At 53.4% G+C, this 21,357-nt stretch carries 22 protein-coding genes and 1 tRNA gene; 7 read left to right on the forward strand and 16 right to left on the reverse strand.

Annotated features, from left to right (window positions below):
• Positions 1–31: 31 nt before the first annotated feature.
• From GN111_RS03650 to GN111_RS03665, 4 genes are all read left to right on the forward strand, one after another.
• A complete protein-coding gene (locus GN111_RS03650; protein WP_231715663.1) occupies positions 32–2,011 on the forward strand; it encodes an N-acetylmuramoyl-L-alanine amidase in 1,980 nt (659 codons plus the stop codon).
• Positions 2,012–2,085: 74 nt separating this feature from the next.
• Positions 2,086–2,877, forward strand: coding sequence for an enoyl-CoA hydratase/isomerase family protein (locus tag GN111_RS03655; RefSeq protein WP_155302447.1), 792 nt, complete (start codon positions 2,086–2,088; stop codon positions 2,875–2,877).
• A 542-nt stretch (positions 2,878–3,419) separates the two neighbouring features.
• Complete coding sequence (locus GN111_RS03660; protein WP_155302448.1) at positions 3,420–4,721, forward strand: phenylacetate--CoA ligase family protein; 1,302 nt, start codon at positions 3,420–3,422, stop codon at positions 4,719–4,721.
• A 40-nt stretch (positions 4,722–4,761) separates the two neighbouring features.
• Complete coding sequence (locus GN111_RS03665) at positions 4,762–5,220, forward strand: ACT domain-containing protein (RefSeq protein ID WP_331457706.1); 459 nt, start codon at positions 4,762–4,764, stop codon at positions 5,218–5,220.
• 210 nt (positions 5,221–5,430) lie between these two features.
• Here the strand turns inward: GN111_RS03665 and GN111_RS03670 are convergent, their stop codons facing one another.
• Positions 5,431–5,760: a hypothetical protein gene (locus GN111_RS03670; protein ID WP_155302449.1), complete on the reverse strand. Its 330-nt coding sequence runs from the start codon at positions 5,758–5,760 to the stop codon at positions 5,431–5,433.
• 32 nt (positions 5,761–5,792) lie between these two features.
• On the opposite strand from GN111_RS03670, the gene GN111_RS03675 reads away from it, so the two are divergent.
• Positions 5,793–8,105 (forward strand): GspE/PulE family protein, encoded by a 2,313-nt coding sequence (locus GN111_RS03675; protein WP_155302450.1) that lies wholly within the window; start codon positions 5,793–5,795, stop codon positions 8,103–8,105.
• A gap of 16 nt (positions 8,106–8,121) precedes the next feature.
• Here GN111_RS03675 and GN111_RS03680 read toward each other — a convergent pair whose 3' ends face one another.
• The 4 genes from GN111_RS03680 to GN111_RS03695 are packed head-to-tail and all read right to left on the reverse strand — an operon-like array spanning position 8,122 to position 11,884.
• A complete protein-coding gene (locus GN111_RS03680) occupies positions 8,122–9,960 on the reverse strand; it encodes a M48 family metallopeptidase (protein ID WP_155302451.1) in 1,839 nt (612 codons plus the stop codon).
• Between the two features lie 27 nt (positions 9,961–9,987).
• Positions 9,988–10,572 (reverse strand): epoxyqueuosine reductase QueH, encoded by a 585-nt coding sequence (locus GN111_RS03685; RefSeq protein WP_155302452.1) that lies wholly within the window; start codon positions 10,570–10,572, stop codon positions 9,988–9,990.
• Positions 10,569–11,252, reverse strand: a complete 684-nt coding sequence (locus GN111_RS03690) for a YggS family pyridoxal phosphate-dependent enzyme (RefSeq protein ID WP_155302453.1) — start codon at positions 11,250–11,252, stop codon at positions 10,569–10,571. Before GN111_RS03690 ends, GN111_RS03685 begins: the two co-directional genes overlap by 4 nt.
• Complete coding sequence (locus GN111_RS03695; protein WP_155302454.1) at positions 11,249–11,884, reverse strand: Maf family protein; 636 nt, start codon at positions 11,882–11,884, stop codon at positions 11,249–11,251. The genes GN111_RS03690 and GN111_RS03695 overlap by 4 nt, the downstream gene beginning before the upstream one ends.
• Before the next feature lie 25 nt (positions 11,885–11,909).
• Here GN111_RS03695 and GN111_RS03700 point away from each other — a divergent pair, with 25 nt between their 5' ends.
• Positions 11,910–12,590, forward strand: a complete 681-nt coding sequence (locus GN111_RS03700; protein WP_155302455.1) for a potassium transporter — start codon at positions 11,910–11,912, stop codon at positions 12,588–12,590.
• 123 nt (positions 12,591–12,713) lie between these two features.
• Positions 12,714–12,801, forward strand: a tRNA-Leu gene (locus GN111_RS03705).
• 180 nt (positions 12,802–12,981) lie between these two features.
• Here GN111_RS03705 and GN111_RS03710 read toward each other — a convergent pair.
• From GN111_RS03710 to GN111_RS03760, 11 genes are all read right to left on the reverse strand, one after another.
• Positions 12,982–13,182, reverse strand: coding sequence for a hypothetical protein (locus tag GN111_RS03710; protein ID WP_155302456.1), 201 nt, complete (start codon positions 13,180–13,182; stop codon positions 12,982–12,984).
• A complete protein-coding gene (locus tag GN111_RS03715; RefSeq protein WP_155302457.1) occupies positions 13,179–13,451 on the reverse strand; it encodes a hypothetical protein in 273 nt (90 codons plus the stop codon). Before GN111_RS03715 ends, GN111_RS03710 begins: the two co-directional genes overlap by 4 nt.
• A 711-nt stretch (positions 13,452–14,162) precedes the next feature.
• Complete coding sequence (locus tag GN111_RS03720; RefSeq protein WP_155302458.1) at positions 14,163–16,082, reverse strand: phage tail tape measure protein; 1,920 nt, start codon at positions 16,080–16,082, stop codon at positions 14,163–14,165.
• A gap of 130 nt (positions 16,083–16,212) precedes the next feature.
• Entirely contained in the window at positions 16,213–16,659 is a 447-nt protein-coding gene (locus GN111_RS03725) for a hypothetical protein (protein WP_155302459.1), read from the reverse strand.
• A 60-nt stretch (positions 16,660–16,719) separates the two neighbouring features.
• Entirely contained in the window at positions 16,720–18,009 is a 1,290-nt protein-coding gene (locus GN111_RS03730; RefSeq protein WP_155302460.1) for a phage major capsid protein, read from the reverse strand.
• Positions 18,010–18,149: 140 nt separating this feature from the next.
• On the reverse strand, positions 18,150–18,377 hold the full coding sequence (locus tag GN111_RS03735; protein ID WP_155302461.1) for a hypothetical protein: 228 nt from the start codon (positions 18,375–18,377) through the stop codon (positions 18,150–18,152).
• An 18-nt stretch (positions 18,378–18,395) separates the two neighbouring features.
• Complete coding sequence (locus GN111_RS03740) at positions 18,396–18,884, reverse strand: P27 family phage terminase small subunit (protein ID WP_155302462.1); 489 nt, start codon at positions 18,882–18,884, stop codon at positions 18,396–18,398.
• A gap of 283 nt (positions 18,885–19,167) precedes the next feature.
• The gene (locus GN111_RS03745) at positions 19,168–19,437 is read right to left on the reverse strand and encodes a hypothetical protein (RefSeq protein ID WP_155302463.1); all 270 of its coding nucleotides are present in this window, start codon (positions 19,435–19,437) and stop codon (positions 19,168–19,170) included.
• 305 nt (positions 19,438–19,742) lie between these two features.
• Complete coding sequence (locus GN111_RS03750; protein ID WP_155302464.1) at positions 19,743–20,126, reverse strand: hypothetical protein; 384 nt, start codon at positions 20,124–20,126, stop codon at positions 19,743–19,745.
• Between the two features lie 224 nt (positions 20,127–20,350).
• Positions 20,351–20,581 (reverse strand): hypothetical protein, encoded by a 231-nt coding sequence (locus GN111_RS03755; protein ID WP_155302465.1) that lies wholly within the window; start codon positions 20,579–20,581, stop codon positions 20,351–20,353.
• A gap of 67 nt (positions 20,582–20,648) precedes the next feature.
• On the reverse strand, positions 20,649–21,341 hold the full coding sequence (locus GN111_RS03760) for a hypothetical protein (RefSeq protein ID WP_155302466.1): 693 nt from the start codon (positions 21,339–21,341) through the stop codon (positions 20,649–20,651).
• Between the last annotated feature and the right edge of the window lie 16 nt (positions 21,342–21,357).

Below are 21,357 nucleotides of genomic sequence, written 5' to 3' on the forward strand. Positions count from 1 at the left end.
GCGGACGAAAGCCCACCAAAAACGATGCCTGTTGCGACTGATCGCAATCGTCTTTTTTGTCCAGGCGGCGTTTGTTTGGCCGGCCTGGGCTCTTACGGCCCGGCAGCAGTTCTATCGGGCTGAAAATGCCGCCGCGGCGCTCAAGAAAAATACCCGCCACCAGAAATATCGGGACAAGTGGCTGGCCTGCATCGAAAAATACCGAAAGGTTTACCGGCTCGATCCCTCGGGGCCATGGGCCGCCGCCGGCCTTTATAACGCCGGACTGTTATACCTGGACCTGGCCAAACGCTCCTACCTGACCACGGACCGACAAGAAGCCGTGGACCTGTTCCAGCGGGTGATTCAGCGTTTTCCCAAGAGCCGCTATACCCCCAAATCGAAAGCGCAGTTGGCCAAGCTGAACAAACCGGTGGCGTCTTCCCGGCCATCGCCGGCAAAGGGGAAGTTTAAAACGGCCAATGCCGTGTACAAACGGCTGATGAACAGCCCCGCCAAACAGAAATACCGGGACCAGTGGGAAAAGGCCATCGATCGCTTTCAGGACGCCTACCGGGCCGACGAAAAGGGGCCCTTTGCCGCCGAATCCCTTTATCGGATGGCGGAACTGTATAAAGGGTTGTCTGAAGTATCGAAACGAAAAAGCGACGGCGACCGGGCAACGGATATTTTCCGGCAGGTCACAGATCAGTTTGCCGGATCGGCTTACGCCCAAAAAGCCGATGCGCAGCTATCTGACGAGAAGGGCACTGCATCGACAGCAAAAACGGATGCCGGTGATCCGCTGGCCGGAATCATCGCCGGCAGCCAATCTGCGTCAGATTCGGTTTCGGAAGAAGCCGCGCTCCTGCCAAACGGTCTGGTTACCGTCAAGGGTCTGCGTTTTTGGTCCAACCCCAGCTACACGCGGATCGTTATCGATGCCGACCAGGAAACCCGCTTCTCCCACCGATTGCTGAAAAAGGATCCGTCTATCAAAAAGCCCCAGCGGCTTTACATTGATTTGAACAAGAGCCGGCTGGGCAAAGACATCCAGAAATTCGTTCCCATCAACGACGAACTGCTCAGCGATGCACGGGCCGGGCAGTACAGCCAGGAAACCGTCCGCATCGTCGTGGACATCAAATCCTTTAAAACCTACAAGATTTTTTCATTGAAAAATCCTTTTCGGATCGTACTGGACGTCTGGGGGCTGGAAACGGAAAAATCCGTGGCCCAAGAAAGCCAACCGGCCTTACGGCAGCGGACAGGCAAGCTGCCGCCTGGAGCCATTGCCCGACAACTGGCCCTGGGGGTCCAGCGTATCGTCATCGATCCGGGCCACGGTGGCAAAGATTACGGTGCGCCGGGCTATCTGAAAGGGGTTCACGAAAAAGACGTGGTTCTACAGATTGCCAAACGACTGGCACGAAAAGTAGAAAGTGATCTGAACTGCGATGTCGTTCTCACCCGGACCACCGACCGCTATCTGACGCTGGAGGAGCGCACCGCCATCGCCAATACCCAGAACGCCGACCTGTTTATTTCCATTCACACCAATGCCATCCGGGACAAAAGGGCCTACGGCATCGAAACGTTTTTTCTAAACCTGGCCACCGACGACGATGCCATCATGGTGGCGGCCCGGGAAAATGCCACTTCTGCCAAGAACATCAGCGACCTGGAGTCGATTTTAAACGATTTGATGCAGAACGCCAAAATCAGCGAATCCAGCCGCCTGGCGGCCATGGTCCAGCGGGAGATGTGCCAGCATCTGAAAAAGAGCTACAGCCACATTCGCAACAAGGGCGTTAAACAGGCACCGTTTTACGTGCTCCTCGGTGCGCAGATGCCGGCTCTTTTGGTGGAGACCTCCTTTATCTCCAATCCAAGAGAGTGCAAGCGGCTGACAAACGCCAAATACCAGGAAAAATTGTGTGACGGAATTGTACGGGGCATCCGTAAATATATCCGGGAAACCAGTCCGACGGCCTTTATGAAACCGTCAGCCCACCCCGTCGAAAACGGATAAACCACGCCGCAGCAGTCCGATTGCCGCCGGCCATAACGATCACCTAAACGGAAAACATGCAGGAGGAGGCAGACATGGGGTACGAAAACATCATTTTTGAAGTGAATGAAGGCATTGCCACCATTACCTTCAACCGTCCCAAAGCGCTCAACGCCTTGAACGGGATGCTGCTGGACGAGCTCGCCGCAGCCCTCGACGAGATCGAGGCCGATGAAGATATTCGTGTGCTGGTGCTGACCGGCGCCGGTGAGAAATCCTTTGTGGCCGGTGCCGACATCACCGAACTGGCAACCTTCAACACCCTGCAGGGCAAGATGTTTTCTCGAAAAGGGCAGTTGACCATCAGTCGGCTGCAGGAGCTTGCCATTCCGGTCATAGCTGCCGTCAACGGCTTCGCACTGGGGGGCGGAAGCGAAATGGCCCTGGCCTGCGACTTTATCTACGCTTCCGAAAACGCCATGTTCGGGCTGCCGGAAATCACATTGGGCATCATTCCCGGATTTGGCGGCACCCAGCGATTGCCCCGTCTGATCGGCAGCAATCGGGCCAAGGAGATGATTTTTACCGGCAAGATGATCCCGGCCGCAGAAGCCGAAACCCTCGGGATGGTCAACCGGGTGCTGCCCCAGGCGGAACTGATGGAGGCGACCTTGAAAACCGCCCGCGCCATCGCCGCCAAGGGGAAGGTTTCCCTGCGGGCGGCCAAGCAGGCTGTCAACAGCGGGTTGGATGTGGACCTGGGCACCGGCCTTAAGATCGAAGTGGATGCTTTTGCCATCTGCATGGCCAGCGAGGACGGCAAGGAGGGAACCCAAGCCTTTATCGAAAAACGAAAACCGCAGTTCAAGGGGACACTCAACGGGTAACCAATATTTTTCAATAAACCCGATGTTTTGGAATGATATTTCCCTTGACAGGAACGGTCATATTCATTATCCAGCGATAAACGTCGGAGCCGCGATGGTTCCTGATTTCGCCCCACGATAAAGGATAACAAGATCATGAACGGATCGCGTGGACAATTCCGATCCGTCGGTGCCCTGGGTGGCTTCCGCTTTAGCGGGTCCATCCATGGCACGGCGACACGAATTTTAATGCTTTCATAATCATGCCATGGGTGGACGGTGAACTCGACCGACCCCCATGGCTTTTTTGCTGCGCAAGGCCGGGGGCAACCCCGGCTTTTTTATTGGTTCATTGGACATGACAGCGTTTCAGATTCGCTTTTATAACAGAGTCCATCCAGAAATAGGCAAATTGGGTCGAGATCGAGGCGCACGAAAAATTTTACCGGAGACATATGGTGGATATTTCGAGGATAAAATTTTTCGCGCAACAAAGATATCGGGCGAATTGGCCATTTCGGGATGGGCACTAACAACTTCAGGCAGGAAGGAGAGATAAGAAAATGATCCACGACATCGAATACGAAACCATGCCCCGCGAAGCATTAGAATCGATTCAGCTCCGGCGGCTTCAAACCACCCTTGAACGGGTATATGCCAGTGTCCCTTTTTACCGCAAGAAGTTCAAGGAGGCCGGAATCGTTCCTGGGGATATCCAGACGCTGGAAGATCTCAGGAAAATTCCGTTCACCACCAAGCAGGACCTTCGCGATAATTATCCCTTCAACATGTTTGCCGTTCCCATGGACAACGTGGTCCGCATCCATGCCTCGTCCGGCACCACCGGACAGCCCACGGTTGTGGGATACACGGCCAGAGACGTGAAAACATGGTCCACGCTGATGGCCCGCTCATTGGCTGCCGGCGGTGCCGGACGGGGAGACATCATTCACAATGCCTACGGGTACGGTCTGTTTACCGGTGGTCTGGGCGTTCATTACGGGGCTGAGTGCCTGGGAGCATCGGTGATCCCGGTTTCCGGCGGCAACACCAAACGCCAGGTGGTGATTATGAGGGATTTCAAGCCCACCATTATCACCGCCACGCCGTCCTATGCCCTGCATCTGGCTGAAGTGGCCGAAGAGATGGGCGTCTCGTTCGAGTCGCTGAATTTCAAGTTCGGCGTGTTCGGCGCAGAGCCCTGGTCCGAGCAGATGCGTCTTGAGATCGAACGCAAACTGAATCTGGTGGCCGTGGACATCTACGGACTCAGCGAGGTCATGGGACCCGGCGTGGCCATCGAATGCCACGAAGCCAAAAAAGGCCTGCATGTCTTCGAAGACCACTTCATCCCGGAGATCGTCGATCCCAAGACGCTCGAACCCCTGCCTTACGGAAGCGCCGGGGAGCTGGTATTCACTTCGCTGACCAAGGAGGCCTTCCCCGTCATCCGGTATCGCACCCGCGATATCACCTCCCTGAACCCCGAACCGTGCATCTGCGGCCGCACTCTTGTCCGCATGAACCGGGTCACGGGCCGCAGCGACGACATGCTGATCATCCGCGGCGTCAACGTCTTTCCCTCGCAGATCGAAAGCGTGCTCATGGATATCGAGGAAGTGGAGCCGCACTACCAGTTGGTGGTGGATCGTGAGGACAATCTGGACGTGCTCACCGTTAACGTGGAAGTAGGCGAACGCGGTTTTACCGACGAGGTCAAGGGACTGCAGCGGCTGGAACGTCGTATTTCAAAGAATATCAAAGAATTGCTTGGTGTTTCCGCCAAGGTCAAGCTGGTCGAGCCCAAGGGCATCGAAAGAAGCCAGGGCAAGGCCGTTCGGGTTGTGGACAACCGCAAGATTTGATAATGATAAAAAGAATTTCAGCACTAAAGTGAAAAAATCAATGACCGACTATATTGTGGAGGAACAGATGCAGGTAGAACAGATTTCCGTTTTTCTGGAGAACAAATCAGGAAGACTTTCGGAAGTGACTGCGATTCTGACCGAATCCAACGTGAATATCCGGGCCCTGGCATTGGCAGATACATCCGATTTCGGTGTCTTGCGGCTCATTGTCGACGATACTCAAAAGGCGATATCGACGCTGAAAAACAACGGATTCACCGTGGGAAAGACCCACGTGGTGGCCGTGGAGGTTGCCGACCGCCCCGGCGGGCTTCACGAGATTTTGACCATGCTTCACGAAGCCGCAATCAATGTGGAATACATGTACGCCTTCGTACGCACCTCCGGTGACAACGCAGTGATGATCTTTCGTATCGAGGAAGATCAAAAGGCCGTAGACCTGCTGCAATCCAAGGGCGTCAATGTGATCGACGGAGAGCGTTTGTACTCTCTATAGCCGAACCGGATTATCGGAAAACTTCGTGTCCGGTTTTTTGCAACCGTGTTCTGAAAAGTTTGCCAACCTTAAAGTGCGTGATCGATCGGATGTGAGCGTATCCCACGGGCCGAATTTTTTTACGGCCGGGTTGCGTCCCGTCGAAAATTGTTGTGCCTTTTGGGGCATTGCTGTGGTATAGAATACACATACCGAGCCAAAAAGTTCCATTCAGGTTATTTGATGGGCGATAAACAGATAAACCAAGTTCAAGTTGTCTGGGCAATAGCCCTGATTCTTGCGGGGCTGGGGGTTTTCTACCGGATCCCCCAAGTGATGCCCAGCATCGAACAGATTCCGAGATTCGCCGCCGCTTCCGGTTTCATCCGATTCTGTTTTTATTTCATCGGGATTTTCCTTATCGGAGGCGGAGGTAAAAAGCTGTTTCACGAATTTCGCAAGCAGCCGGATAAATTGGAAGATTGATGAACTCGCAAAAAGTCGCATTTCAGACGGATTCGTAAAGGATTGATCCTGCACATCCTTTTGCAAGAGGATCATGGTAACACAAACCAATGGCAGGTAGTGACGTTATGGCCAACGCAGAAATTTCTTTTACATTGGACGAAGACAGCGGGACGGGTGCAACATCCGAGGCCCAGTACAGCGCCAAAATTCAGGCGATCGGCAGCCGCCTCAACGCGGCCAGCAACCTGGGCGAAGCTCTGATCAACCTGAAGGACGAAATCTGCGAATTGTTCGGTGCAGACCGGATCACCGTCTACGTAGTGGACGGTGTCAAACGGGAATTGGTATCCCGCTTCAAATCCGGCAACGAGGTCACCGAAATCCGGATTCCCGTCGCCCAGACCAGCGTGGCCGGTTACGCTGCCTTGAAACAGACGCTCCTCAACATCAAGGATGTCTACGACCAGAAAGAGTTGACGGCCATCGATCCGGAATTGCAATTCGATTCCAGCTGGGACCGCCGAACGGGGTATCGCACCAAACAGATTCTGGCGCATCCGATCGTCTACCAGAAATACCTCATGGGCACCCTGGAACTGATCAATCGCAAATCCGGTGGCGGATTCGGCGGTGCCGAAGAAAAAGCCGTTGCCGAGTTGTCCAAAATTATGGGTGTGGCGTTGTACAACCAGAAGCGCATCGCCGCACGGGGAGGTCGTTCCAACAAGTACGATTACCTGCTGGAAAACCACCTGCTGACCCAGAAAGAGTTGAGCAAGGCTCACGCCGACGCCGCTCAGCGCAAGGAGCCGGTTTCCGCAGTCCTGATGAAGGATTTCAAAATCCCCAAAAAGGAAATCGGCAGCGCACTGGAAAAATTTTATAAGACCAGCTTTATCGAGTTCAACAACAATTACCCCATCCCCGGCGATCTCATGACAGGCCTCAAGGTACCCTTCATGCGCAACAACATCTGGGTGCCGTTGAAGAGTGAAGACAAAAAAGTCGTCATCGCGGTGGACAATCCCCACGACCTGAAAAAGATCGACGAGATCAAGGCCCTGTTCCCCGGGCGCCCCGTCACCTTTTATGTCAGCCTCAAACAGGACATCCTCGATTTTATCAAGCTGTTCACCCAGGATGAAAAGGAACTGGCTGAAATCGACGATATCCTCTCCCAACTTCAGGTCGAGGATGAGGAGATCGAAGAGGCTTCATCCGGTGTCGGTGAAGAGGACAGTGCCGTGGTCCAGTTGGTCAACAAGATCATTCTGGACGCTTACAGCCGCAATGCTTCGGATATTCATATCGAACCCTATCCGGGAAAACAAAATACCCAGGTGCGTATCCGGGTGGACGGATCGTGTACGATTTACCAGACCATTCCTTTCTCCTACAAGAATGCCGTGGTTTCGAGGATCAAAATCATGTCCGATCTGGATATCGCCGAAAGGCGGCTGCCCCAGGACGGCAAGATCAAATTCAAAAAATACGGCGGCAAGGACATCGAGCTACGTGTGGCCACCATTCCCACCCAGGGCGGGCTGGAAGATGTAGTCATGCGTATCCTGGCCGCCGGCGAGCCCATCCCGCTGGACAAAATGGGTTTTTCCAAAGCCAACTACAAGAATTTTCTCAGCGTGGTGACCAAACCGTACGGGATTATTTTCGTTTGCGGGCCCACTGGCTCCGGTAAAACCACCACCTTGCATTCGGCCCTCAGCTTCATCAACAAGACCGAAACCAAGATCTGGACGGCGGAGGATCCGGTGGAAATCACCCAGCGTGGCCTTCGCCAAGTGCAGGTGAAGCCCAAGATCGGATTCGATTTCGCAGCGGCCATGCGGGCCTTTCTGCGTGCTGACCCGGACGTGATCATGGTCGGTGAAATGCGCGACAAAGAGACCACCTCCATCGGAATCGAGGCCTCGCTCACCGGTCACCTCGTCTTTTCCACCCTGCATACCAACAGTGCCCCGGAGAGCATCACCCGCTTGCTGGATATGGGCATGGACCCCTTTAACTTCGCCGACGCTGTTTTGTGTATCCTGGCCCAGCGGCTGGTGCGCACCCTTTGCAAAACCTGCAAACGCAAATATCATCCCAGTAAAGAGGAGTTCGACGATCTGGTACGCGAATACGGTGAAGAAGATTTCAAGAAAAACCTCGGCATCGAATACACGGACGACTTGGAATTATACAAACCGGAGGGCTGCGATCTTTGCAGCAATACCGGTTACCGGGGGCGTATGGGGCTCCACGAACTGCTGATGGGCACGGACGAAATGAAAAAGCTGATCCAGACCAAGGCGGAAATGAAAGTCATTCGCGACCAGGCGATCGGAGACGGCATGACGACCCTGAAGCAGGACGGTATCGAAAAGATTTTTCAGGGGCATTGCGATCTTATCGAGGTAAGAAAGGTCTGCATCAAGTAATTATTCAAGATTATTTCTAATTTGTGGGCATTTCGCGGGCAGCTTGGAATTTTTCAAGCTGCCCGTCGTAGTATTGGAGGTTGGTTTTGGCCAGGGAGCGGGCGGTGGTCGCTGCGGCGACGGCTTCATCCACACGCCCGTTAACAAACAGGCTTTCGGCCAGGGTGTCCATGATGTGAGGCGACTGTTCGATGGAAGCGGCCTTTTGGGCCAATCCCAGCGCCAATTCGGGATCGCGGAAGGAAGAATCTTCGCAGGTGGCCAGCAGCCAGGCGTAGTTGTTGAGCACCAGGGCGTTTTCCGGTTCCAGTTCCAAGGCGCTGCGGTAGGCCGAGACGGCCTGCTCGAAATTGCCCCGACCGAAGTAGAGATCGCCCAGCATGCCGTAAAGACCGGCGTTGTTTTCCCCGCCGCTTGAAAGTTCTTTGAGGATGACGGTTTCGAAGAACTTTTCGTTCAGCAGTTTACCAGCCTGTCCGAAGTTGAGCTGGTACCCGGCGATTCCCACCAGAACGATGGCTGCGGTATAAATAGCGATGCTGGTACGCACTTTGCGATCATGACGAAGGATCGCGGAGCGATCCGACTCGCAGCGTCGCAGAAATTCGACCCGCTGTTGAATGCTGAAATGGTGCCAGTTCGGTTTTTCCGCCGACTGGCCGGAGACGGCCACAATTTTTTGGAACGTGGAGATCAAAGGGGCCGCGCTGGCAAACAGGGTGTAGACAAAGGAATCGGCCTGTCGTTCGAAGTTGCGCATGAAATAACCGAAAATAAAACGAAAATAGACCAAAAAATTGAAAATAATGGCCAGGCTTAAAAGGCTCGTGGTAACCGTGGTGCGGCTGATACCCGTGAAAAAGACGAAACGATAGATCGGCTCGGAAAATATGATCAGATAGACGATCAGATCGAAGGTGGCATAGGCGACCAGCATATAGCCGATAAAGAAAAAGAGATAGAACAGCAGGTGGCGTTTTCTGACATGGCCGATTTCATGGGCGATGACGGCATCCACCTCCGTGGGGTCGAGAATGCGCAGCAGGGCATCGGTGACCAGGATGTAGCGAAACCGGCTCACCAGACCCATCACGCCGGCGGTGATCATGCGGCCGCCGAAAATCGGCCAGTAAAGGATATCGGCATATCTGACGTCGGCACGTCGGCAGAGCGCATCGATGCGCTGGCGGAAGTATCCGGCTTCCAGGGAGCGGCAGCGCCAGAATTTCTGGATGATCACGGGCCCCAAAATGGCTACGACAAAAAGAAACACGAGAAAGTAAGCAGTTTCACCCTGTGGCGAGGTCAGCACCTTGCGGGGCAGTTCGAAGGGAAGGGCCAGGATGAGGTCGGCAACGCCGGAAAGCAGCAGCCAGGGTAGCAAAACGGGAAGGCTGAATTGAATGTTGGAGGTTACATAGGCCCTGCGGCTCAATTCCGCGCGATAGACGTACCGATAGGCATCGTAGGCGTTGAACCAGATCAGGGCCAGGTAGCCGCAAAAAAGAGCCATGAAGATCAGCGCTTCAAGCGTGGGGATCACCTGAAAGAGCCAGATGTTGCTTGAAAAAGAGGAAAGATTGAGGCCATAGATGTCTACCGCGAACAGGGCAACGGCCAGAACGGACTGGCGGGTAAGGGTGGATGAAAACCGACGGTCCAGTTCATCGGGCGTGCTGGTGTGAATGGAAGCAGCGATTCGGGTGAACTGGCGTTTGGAAACGATGTAAAAGAATAGCAGAAGCGAAACGAAGAATAAGACAGTGTCCAGCGGTGGAAAATTGGTTTGCTCCGATGGCTGGTAGGTGGAATAGATCAGCAGGGCAAGGATGAAGTAAATGAAGTTGGCGAACATGAGGTCTGTCGTCCCGCAGGAATGGTTTCAGGAGTTTTGTGCGCCTGCCGCACCGGCCGGTTGGGGGAGCTTGCCTTTCTTGGACTGGCGGTAGTAGCGTTCTTTTTCGCTGTAAATGCAGCCGCAGTATTGCTGGCGGTACATGCCCAATCGCCTGGATTCCTCGATACCCGCTTTCCACCCTTCGCGAAAATCACGGTAATAAAAGGGTACACCGATGGATTTACCCACCGCTTCGCCGATGGACCGGATCTGGTCGTGTTTTTGAAATCGGCTGTACAGCAGGGTGGAGGTGAAACCGTCGAATTTTCCCTTTTTAGCGTATTGGGCTGTGGTGGTCAGGCGGTCGTGATAGCAGGTGGTGCAGCGCTCGGCCTCCCTGAAAGCCACGTTGCGCAGGAAATTTTCGATTTCGTAGCCCGGTTGAACCAGCAGTTTGAGCGCAATCGATTCGGCGTAGGTTTTAAGGGTCTCTTCCCGGCGCAGGCACTCGGTAAAGGGGTGGATGTTGCTGCGATAAAAAAAACCCATGACCTCGTGGCGGTCGTCCCGCAGCACCCGGACCGGATAGATGCTGCACGGTCCGCAGCAGATGTGGATGAGCAGCTTCACTGGCGGGCTCCGAAAATGGCGGTGCCGATGCGAACCAGGGTGGCGCCTTCGGCGATAGCCACTTCGAAATCGCCGGTCATGCCCATGGAGAGTTCTTCCATACCAACACCGGGAATTCCGGCCCCGGCAATGCGGTCCCGAAGACGGGCCAGCTGGCGGAAATAGGGCCGGGCCTTTTCCGGCTGGTCGAAAAAGGGCGGCATGGTCATCAGGCCCTTTACCCGGACGTTTTCCAGGGTGCCGATCCCGGTGATCAGTTCGACCGCTTCGGCGGCATCGATCCCCGATTTGGTTTCCTCTTGGCTGATGTTCACCTGAATGAGGATATCCTGCACCTTTTCGTTTTTGCGCGCTTCTTTGTCCAGTGCTTTTGCCAGTTTATGGGAATCCACCGAATGGATCAGGTCGAACATGCGCACGGCATATTTGGCTTTGTTGGATTGCAGGTGGCCAATGAAATGCCATGCCACCGGACGGTCGTAAAGGGCGTTGAATTTGTCCCGGGCCTCCTGGATGTAGTTTTCCCCCAGAATGTCGGCGCCGGCTTCGATAGCCCGGGCCACCCGGTCGGCATCGACGGTCTTGCTTACCGCCACCAGACGGACGGAATCCGGATCACGATCGCAGGCCCGGGCGGCCGCGGCAATTCGATCTTTGACCCGTTGAAGGCGTTCCTTCACGGTTGCGTTCCTTTCGTTTCCCCGGTTTCTGACGGAAGCGAGCGATCCATGGAAACCACCCCCAGATTCAGCAGGTCTTCGATCACTTCGCACACGGGAAGCCCAACGACATTGGTGTAGGATCCGTTGATGCGCCGCACAAGAAAGGTACCCATCCCCTGGATGGCGTAGGCACCGGCCTTGTCAAAGGGCTCGCCGGTCTGAATGTACCACTCGATCTCTTTTGTATTCAGTTCCTTGAACTGCACATCGGTACGAATCGCCTTGCTGACGATCAGCCGACGTTCTTTGCAGACGATGGCATAGCCTGTGTAGACATCGTGAGACTGGCCGCCGAGTTGTTCGAGCATCCGGCGGGCTTCTTCGGGATTGCCAGGCTTGCCCAATATGGCGCTGTCGATGGTGACGACGGTATCCGCTCCGATCACCCAACTCCCGGGGTGTTCTTGTGCCACCGCTTCGGCCTTGGCCCGGGCCAGTGTTTTGACATAGGCGCCCGGTTCTGTTAACTCAATGGCGTCTTCGTCAACGGTGCTGGGAATCACCGAAAACCTCAGGCCGGCCTGTTCAAGAAGGTAGCGACGCCGGGGGGACTGGGAAGCAAGAATCAAATGCGGTGTGGTGCTGGTCATATTGACCCCGTTTTTATCAAATGCCATGACCAAAGACAAGCGACAAAAAGACCCGCTTAAGGGATTGGAACGATTCTGGATTATCGGTGCCGGTCGTTTCGGGCAGATTGCCGTGGAGCGAATCGGCAAAAAAAAAGGCGATGCGGAGATTACCGTTGTCGATAAAAAGTCGACGGATTTGGGTCACGGCAAAGTGACCGCCATCCGGCAGGACGGCATCCAGTGGCTTGCCGCCGAGCTGAAGCCGGAGGCGCCGGTGGACATTGTCGTACCGGCCATTCCCATTCACGTTGCTTATGAATGGTTGAAATTCAACCTATCGAAAAAATATAAAATAATCCCCATCGATATCCCGGACGAATGGTTGACCCGGATGCCCCATGCCATGCGGGGGGCCATGGGGCAGGCCTACGTCAGCCATGCCGATTTTATCTGCCCGGACAACTGCCCTGAACCGGAAAATATATGCACCCACACCGGAAAACCCAGGCCCATGGACCTGTTTCGCCTTCTGGCCGGTCTGGATTTTGACGATGTGCTGCCCATCGTCATCCGCAGCCACCAATTGCTGCCCGGCGTCGGCGGTATTTATCCGGGCGATTTTTTCCATGTCCTGGAGACGATTCGCACCAACCGGAATCGCTCTCTGATGATTGCCACGGCCTGCCGCTGCCATGGGGTCGTAGATTTTTTCCGACTAGAATAAAGCGTTTCAATGTACGGTTGAAGGCAATTGATTTCCTTGACATTCCAGTTGAATCCCGTTAATAGCTGCCTCACGAACGGTTGTCCTTAAATCCGCACATTCCATTCGGAGAATTCAACGATTGCCTGGGTGGCGGAATTGGTAGACGCAAGGGACTTAAAATCCCTCGGGGTTATACCCCGTGCCGGTTCGATTCCGGCCCTAGGCACCAATAAATTTAGGGGGTTAGCAATTCGCTGAGCCTCTATTTTATTTTCAGAATTCCTGATTTTAACAATTTGTACAAGGACTGTACAAGGATATGATGGGGCAGGGTATAAAAAAGGCCCCTGTTTTCTCAGGAGCCCCTTCAAATGGATCACCCGGCCGGCGATCCGGCCGGGCTCACGGTCTATGGGTGAACTGGAAAATCTTTCTTTTGCCACGGATCAAGGTGAATCTCCTTAAACTCATCGAGTTTATCAAGAACGTCATGCAAAATGATGTGGGTATATTCTGACTCTTCACCCCCCATGTTAAAAGTTAAGGCTTTCACAAAACCAAGCATCAAATCAAAATCATCAATCAAATGGTTTTCTTTGGTTGATTTCATCTTGAATCACCTCCTTTTGCCGGAATCATCGGAAGATCGTTCGCGAGCCGCCGGGCTTTATCTTTGAACATCGGTATAATCAAATCGAGGTTTTCGATATTATCCATGGCCCTTTTTTCTATTGCGGTTTTGCCGTTTTCTAGTTTTCTAATGTTGCTACAAACATCATCTGTAATTGATTCGATAATCCCAAACACCCCCCATGCCTCGAATAAAAATTCCCTAATTTCCTGAGCATACTCTTTATCAAACTGAATTTGGTCTGACATGCCACACCTCCCATAAAAAAAAGATCGCGCATGGAAGGCCTACGGCTCAAAAGAGACCGCCGGGGCGTTGCCGCTACCCGCTTCCATGCGCGATTGGATTTTAAAGCAATGCAATAAAAAATGGCCATATCGGAGGCCTCCCGCTTTTGATTTTTAGGCAACCTCAGAATAACAAAAAGGTAGGATATGTCAAGCCTCATGTGCCGAATTCATGCCAATCGGGTTGACTACCTGGCCGACTGGCCACGACTGCGATAAACGATTTCAGGAGCCGAGTTTTAAACCCAGGCAGAAATGCCATATCTCGATATGCGTCTGGATGGAATAGCGCCAGGGCCAGCGCAAGGCAGCCGGCCACGTCTTGAAGTATCGGATAGTATGCCGCCCGGTGGTATTCCCGGCAGCCCTCGCATGAAAAATCTTGATTTCCGGCCGCTGCCCGGTCCAGGCATTGGGAATAATGGACACATTCAGGGCGCCGGGCCATGGATTAATCTTTTACAACCTGAAGGGGCTCACCATACGAACCAAAATTATCGACATCAATAGCATCGATATCGTTTCCGAAGGAATCTATTAAAACAGGCGTGTTCGGCCCGCATCGCACCTCTATGACTGAGCCGGGAATTGTTTTTATTTTCACCGTGCAGGGAAAGGTTGGTAAAATGCGGTATTTCTGGCCGCTTTTAAGTTTAAGCGATGACATGTCAGCTATGCCCGCCGACCCAATCGACTAAAACCATAGGTAGATTCTAAAGTCCGCGCCAACGGCCCTCGCCTGGCCACATCTTGGGCAGATAGGTTGACAATGAACTGGGTTATATCGCCGGTCTGCCGTTTTTCAACCTTGGTACCGGCGGGAGCCTCGTTGATGATCACCTGAACGTTTGAGCCCGCCCCGGCTGCTTTGACGCCCAGATCCCCGCCGGACGTACGGGTCAACGGCAGGATGGCTTCATCCCCCGCCTCGCCGGCCAAGCCCATGCCGCGGGCCATGGGGAAAATTGTCGGCCGATCTATCACGCCGCCCTTGGCAAATGGAAGGAACGAGAGCAGCCCGGTGGAGAGGTCGGATATCTGTTTTTGAAGGACCATTTGAGTTAGATATTTGCCAAAGGATTCAGCCATACCTGAAAAAGTCATTTCTCCTTGCCACAGCATGTCGGTCAAGTCGCTGGAAAAACTCGTTGCCCAACCGTCGAATGCGTTTTTCATAATGTCAGCGGTATCGATGGCCTTCTCCTGCATCGTTTCCATGGCCTCGGCATGCACCGTCACCGCCGGGTCAATCCAGGCCCGCGCAAGTTGCGACGGGTCTTGCACGCCGGCAATGCTCGGGGCGTCGGCATAAAAACCAGGGGCGGTCAGGCTGTAGTCGAAAACCACGGAATTACCGGGCTTGCCACCGGTTATACCCGAATTGCCCCCGCCGCCGATGGGTGAGCCGGTCACCGTCACGGTGGGCATAGTCGGCGCACTACCGGAATAACCGGCATAACCGGGCGTTTGAGGGCCAATCTTACCGGTGTAAGTAAGACTGCGCTGTGCAAGCTTTTCCAACTCCTGAAAATTGGCGGTCGCAATTTCGGAGAACTCCACCAGGCCCTTTTTCGCATTCTCAAAGGCTCCGGCCAGGTTCTGGGCCCAGTTGATCATGTGCGCCATGCCGCCGACGATCACGGCACCCTTACGACCGGCCAGCATGAGTCCCAAAAGCCCGTACTCCAGCATATCCGGATCATAGGAAACGATTTTCCATATCCGCTCCATGGCAGCGGCCGCGTTTTCGACATACCTGCTAATGTCCTGCTGGATAATGCCCTGGTTGGCGGCAATCCAGTTGTTAAAAGTGGTCACCACATCGGTTGCCACCGGCAAGAGTTCATTTCCAAGCACCGATGAGAGATTTTCAACGTTGGCCCGCAGCTTTTTGCTCTGGTTCTCATAGCTGCCCGATGTCCGGGCCATATCCCCGATGGCGGCCGTAGATCCTTCGATAATCAGCTTATAGGCCGCCTGGGCCTTGTCCGCCGCTGTCAGTTCATTTTTTGATCTGGCAAGACCCATGTTCATGGCTTCCTGCTGGACGCGGGCGGCAGTGAGAACGACACCGTACTTTTTCATGGTTTCGTAATTGCCGACCAAAGCTGACTGGATGTCATCCATCACCCGGGCCGTGGGCATATTGTTGAATGAGCCCAGGTCGGCCGACAGCTTGACGATTTCGTTGGATAGTTCGGCAGCCGCCTCCGACTGCAGACCCATGGGAACCAACAGATCCTGCACCGAAGAAAGGTATTGCTTGGCTTCGCGGGTGCTCATGGCGTAGGAGTCAACCAGGATGTCCGCCCACTTCTCGGCGGCACCCACTTGGTCGCCAAAGACCACACCGAATTTGTTGGTCACTTCCTCCAGATCGCTGGCCGCGTCGATGCTCTTTTTCATGCCGGCAACGAACACAGCGGAAAACGCCGCTGCGGAGATCCCGACATGTCCGAATGTCAGCGTGTCGACCGTTTTCTGCATGCGGCCCACCGCAGCGGAAACCGTTCTTTTCGCCTTGGAAAGATCCGAAGGCAGCTTGTCCTGATTCGTTCGGACGTTGACATATGCTGTGCCCAGAGTGGCCATGATGATTCCTTTCGTCTTTGAGGGCGCCCACGGTGGGCAGGAGTCCACCGTGGGCTGAGATTGAGCGTGGCGCTGTTGTTCGCCGCCAAAACGGGAGAAAAGGCGGCCCGGACACCGGCGCCTGGTCCGGTTACGCTTCGGCCGGGGAAACGACCAAAGTGGTTTGCAGATTACTGTCGTCGTCGCTGCCCGGAAGGGTTCGGCGGCCGTATGGAATGGCCAGCAAAGACCCGAAGGCAATATTCGCCGTGCCGGATGTCCGCACGCACTGCACGAACCGCTCGCGGGGCCGGTAGACGTCCAGGATCAACGTCTTGTTGTTCAGATCGTCGTTGGTGGTGCAGGTCGCCGTTGCCGTGGCACCGGTCAGGGCCGCCATGCCAGCATCGGAGCTGGTTGAGTTCTGCTCGGCGGTCAGGGTGGCTACGCCAGTGGCCACGGAGTCGGTGACGGTGCCGATAAACACGACGCCCTCATAGCCGCTCATGTCCACAATGTCGCTGTTGTCGTCGGTGTCGTCGGCTGCAGCAACCGGCGCGCCGACTTCTCTCACCTTAAATTCTTTCGAAAAGTTCATGGGTCTGTCACCTCGTATGAATAGCCTGCCGGCTTCCGGCCGGCAGGCTGTTTTGATTGATTACGCCAACGTCACGCGGGCAAACGCTTCACCCAGCACCGGCTGTGCATCCACTTCGGCCCGGCCGATGTAGCCGATCTGGTTGGTTTCGGCGTACAGCTCGGTAAGCACCTGGATTTTCACATCGAGCGCAATGGCGATCCAGTAATAGGAAAAATCACCGACGAGCCCGACGTAATTGCCGCTGGTGAAGGTATTTGGAGCCAGTTCGCTTTCTCCGTAAGGAAGCCCGAGAATTTTGTCCACCTGATCGGCCACAAGCCCCGGCTGCCAAAGGTATTGACCCTCCCCATCCTTCATTTTTCGAATCATTTTGACGGAATCGGGGTGAAACAGCCACCGCGCGCGTTTGCGGTAAGGCGGTCTAAGTGTATGTTTCGCCTCGATCAACCCGTCAGCTTGTATGGCGGTGGTCGAGTTCCCGGTGGAGACATCGCGGGCGGTGGGGATACCGTCGTCAGACGCCACGAACAGGCCCAGCGGTTTCTGGCTGCCGTCGCCTGTCAGGAATCCGTTTTCGAAAGTCAGGGCCAGCTTGTAACCCATGCGACCCACGATAATCGTTTGAGCCCGGCCAGATCCCCGGATGAGGGTCTGCGAAACCTTCACTCGCTTGGCCACCGGGTGGGGAAAAAGCTGCCGTTTGCCGAACCGGATGGAATCTTCCTCGTTTCCGGTGGCCAGTTCCGTTGTCCAATCCCAATCCTCGGCGTCTGTGTCCAGATTGACGACGCCCAGGGAGGCCGCTTTCGGGATGTAGAGTCGGTGTGCCCAACTCATGATGAAAACCTCTTGTTCAGCCGCCATCACAAGGTCATTTGCCATTTTTTGCGGCGCAACGAGGTATCCGCCTTCGACGTCGCTGTCAGCCTGGAACGCTCGAAATTCGGAAGCGGACAGGCCCCGCTCACCGTGCCGGAGGTAGTGATCAAAAGCGTCTTCGGGCACATTTCTCCGGCCGACTGTGGGAAGGCTGCGACGTTCCCCGGGCCGGCAGATGACAAAGCCCCCTTTATCGCCCCGGAAGGACACGTCCCCTTGATCGTCGTCCAGGGGATCGGGGGTGAAGCTTCCGTCCGGCTGGTGAAATCGATTTTCCCGGCCGGCATCTTTTTCGAGCCGGCGAATCTCCGATTCAAGCCGGTCGCAGTCCGCGTCCAGTCGGTCGAATCGTTCCTTCTGTTCTCCCGACCATAAACTTTCATCGTTGGGAAGGCTGTCGCGAAACGCCTTATATTCATCCCAAAGGCGACCCAGTTGCTCTCTCTTCTCTTTCAGTTTAAAGCTCATTTTTTTTTCCTTTTCGTTTGATTTTCATGCTCCGGCTTGGTCCTATGCCTGGGTCGCCAGGTCTTTGCTGCCGGCGATCCCGCCGGACTTGGTTAATGGTTCACGTGGCCAGCGGGCGGTCGCGCCCCATGGCCGGGCTATTATCGTTTGAACATCATGTTGGCTTTCTCGATGATCGCCGTCAGGCATTCGGCCAACATAGTGATCCCATCTACATCCTTTTCGCGGGCCAGTTGGCCGGCAACCGCGGCCACCGGATCGAGAACCGGCATGAGCAGCTTTTCGTGGTATGACTGCTTCTCCGAATTCGATTCTTTCTGGAATGCCCAACCGATTGCATTGCCGTCATTTCCTGCTTTTGCTCCCATGTTGTATTCTCCTGTTTGTTATTTCACCCGCCGGATATTTCTCAGCTTCTTGCCTCGATTCAAAAAATCGAACAGCGGATCTTCAGGCGCCCGTTTCTCAGCTTCCGATTCGGTGCCGTGGAGCAGGGTGAGGGCATCCCGCATTTCCTTCGAAGCGCGAAACGCGATCCCGTGAGCAGGATGCGGCCGCGTTGTGAATTTGGTTTTGATGTACTGGCCTTCAATATCCATTTTGGCGTGGGCATCACGGAAGGTTGCGTATGCTGTACAATATTGTTCAAGTATTCTGAGATTGTCGGTTGTCAGCCGGCCGGTGGCCACAAGTTCTTTACCGGCCCGGCGCCACTCGCTCTTTGCAATGGGCAACAGATGCTTGGGCGGTGTGGGAAGTTTCGCCAGGGCGGTAGGCAGGGGCATTACCTGAGTGGTAGTAGGCTGCCGTTTTCCGGGGTTTCCTTTGCGCTCGTTTAGCTCCGGACTTTGCTGTTTCGGGCCTCTTGCTCCCATGATATCCCCCTGTTAAAAAAAAGAATCAAAAACCTGCGACCATACGCGTAAACCTGCCAGCCGGTGGAGCATGATCACCCCACAGAGATTTAACCCACCCTCCCCCTCGACAGATATTTAAAGATAACGGTAAGATATGTTTCATTTGCTTTCTGCCGTGCTGCTGCTGGTTTATCTGCGTGATTTCCGCAGATAAGAGGTATCGAAAACGAGTACTTTCGTTGATCGATGTTGATACCCCTGGATGATGGTGCAATCTCAACAACGACCCGTTAACGAATCGTTAACGACCGTTAGATTTCTCAACGAAATTCGGCGGCAAAGTTCCTTGAGAGATTCCATCTATATGAGTGTGTATCTTGGCGACTCCCCCGCCTTTGTCGGCTGGCTTGTTGCACGAGCCACACTGCAACTGCTCTTCGATGGCATCCAGCCGACCGTCCATTTCACTCGCCTTAACGGCCACCTGCCTGAAGGATTCGGTCACCCGGTTGATGGCGGTTGCCAATTCGTTGAATGCTTCCTGCGCTGCTGCCAAATCGATTTTTTTCATTTCAGATACCCTTTCGATACGCTATCGATACCCTATCCAGGCCGGCGGATTGCGCCTCCGGCGCGCTCCCTCCCGGTCGCGGACTCTTTTTTTAAACTTTTTAAGGCTGAGAGGATGGCTACTATAGAATGGTGTTATTTTTGACACTCCAAGATGGGAATATGGGTAAAACATATTTTTTGAATGATTAATGGATGTTATCATCGTTTTAGCTCATCTTGAAGTGTTACTTTTAACACTCGAAGATATGAAAAATGGTCATCTTGAAGTGTTATTTCTGACACTCGAAATGCATGTTTTCGGTGTTATTTTTGACACTGAAGTCTGTTTTTTTTGTTCATCAAGGTTTTTTTTCGTTTCATGAGTATTTGCTGTTTTCTGACAGGATCTGACATTATTGACTCCCAACCTCGGCCGGACCTGGTGTCCTTCTGCCGTGGTTTCTTTGGAGGTTTAAATCCTGGCGTCCCGTATGCTTTCCATCGATCATCGATAAAATATTTGGTTTCCTTGCGATTGTAGCCGCCGGATCCATACTCGGCGATGTCGAGAAAACCTTTCTCTTGCAGCTCATCAATTGCATTTCTAAAGCACCTGCGATTGATGCCTTTGTGTTTAGCAGTCGCATAGGGATAGATAATTTCTCCATTATTTTTGATCACCCATTCTTTGCCTCGATTGGTTTTCATGGACTTCATCTGCCGCAATCTTAGAAAATCCAGATATACAAGCAGCGACCACTTGTTTAATGACCGAAATGCAGACGATCTGAGTAATTCTTTATCAACGTATAGGCCCTTGCTTTCAGACATCTATCGCCCCAATTTTTTAAATGGCCGGCGGTTACCGGGGCGATGGTAACCGATTTTTCACTGGCAACCTGGGCCCGGTTCGCCAGCGCCGGCCATGACTTTCATCTTGATCTCTGCCACATCCAATCAGCGACAGATACAGTCGGATAGGCAGCTTTCCGCCCAACATAAAAACGGCCTTTGGGGCCGTTACCCTGAGAGTCGAGGTTAGCAACGTACCTGGAGTTAAGAATTCCACCTGAAAAATCTGGAAGTTTTTCGCGTGCTACAAAGGGGGATGGCCAATTTTCGACAAGCACAAGGAATGGATTTTTATTTCCTGTTGCTCCCATAAAAAAACCTCCATGACACAAAATGTATTTATGTTATAGAGGCTATATTGCAGATGGGATGATGCTATTACTTAGTAATAGCAATATTTTCTTTTGCTTTTTTAAAGTATTTTGGGAAGGTCGATTTTTTAATGGGTTTATAAGGGTTAGTCTGACAGATGGAATCCCCATCGATATATATTTCATGTTCTTGACCACATTCATCAATAACGGTCAAGGGGTTTTCTGGTGAACAATTTTTGTCGATATGGTCCCAGGCTGCATTCGCAACCAATCGTTTCAATTTTGGCAATACCTGTTGTATTGCAATTACAATTGCAGGTGCACTCTTTGACCCTTTAGCTCCACCAACTTTTGATTTAATCCGGCTTTTAATACCGTCATTTATCAATTTCCAAAAATCCAGATTGGAAAGATTGATCATCATGCGAATGGTGGAGATAATGATTTGATCCGCCTGGCCGGTATCATCATTTGCAGATTGTTCGCGCAGAAAAGATATCATTTCCATGGCACGACTTATTTTTTTCACCTGTTGGCTTTCAGGTGGATAACGGCCAATGTCATTTTCGAAACATTCCAAAAAGTATTGAGCAACCGTCATTCCCCGCAGTTGTTCCGGAGCCAATTGATAAATTTCTTGAATAGATTTAAGCCCCGACTCGAAATATTCCGGATCTTCCAGGAACCCACCTGTCAACGTGTTCGCGAGGCTGTTTACAACCTCATGTCGAATGATATGCCTCGGTCTTTTTTCCATTTCCCGCGCTCCCTGC

Origin of the sequence: Desulfosarcina widdelii (assembly GCF_009688965.1) — a bacterium.
Classification (GTDB): Bacteria; Desulfobacterota; Desulfobacteria; order Desulfobacterales; family Desulfosarcinaceae; genus Desulfosarcina; species Desulfosarcina widdelii.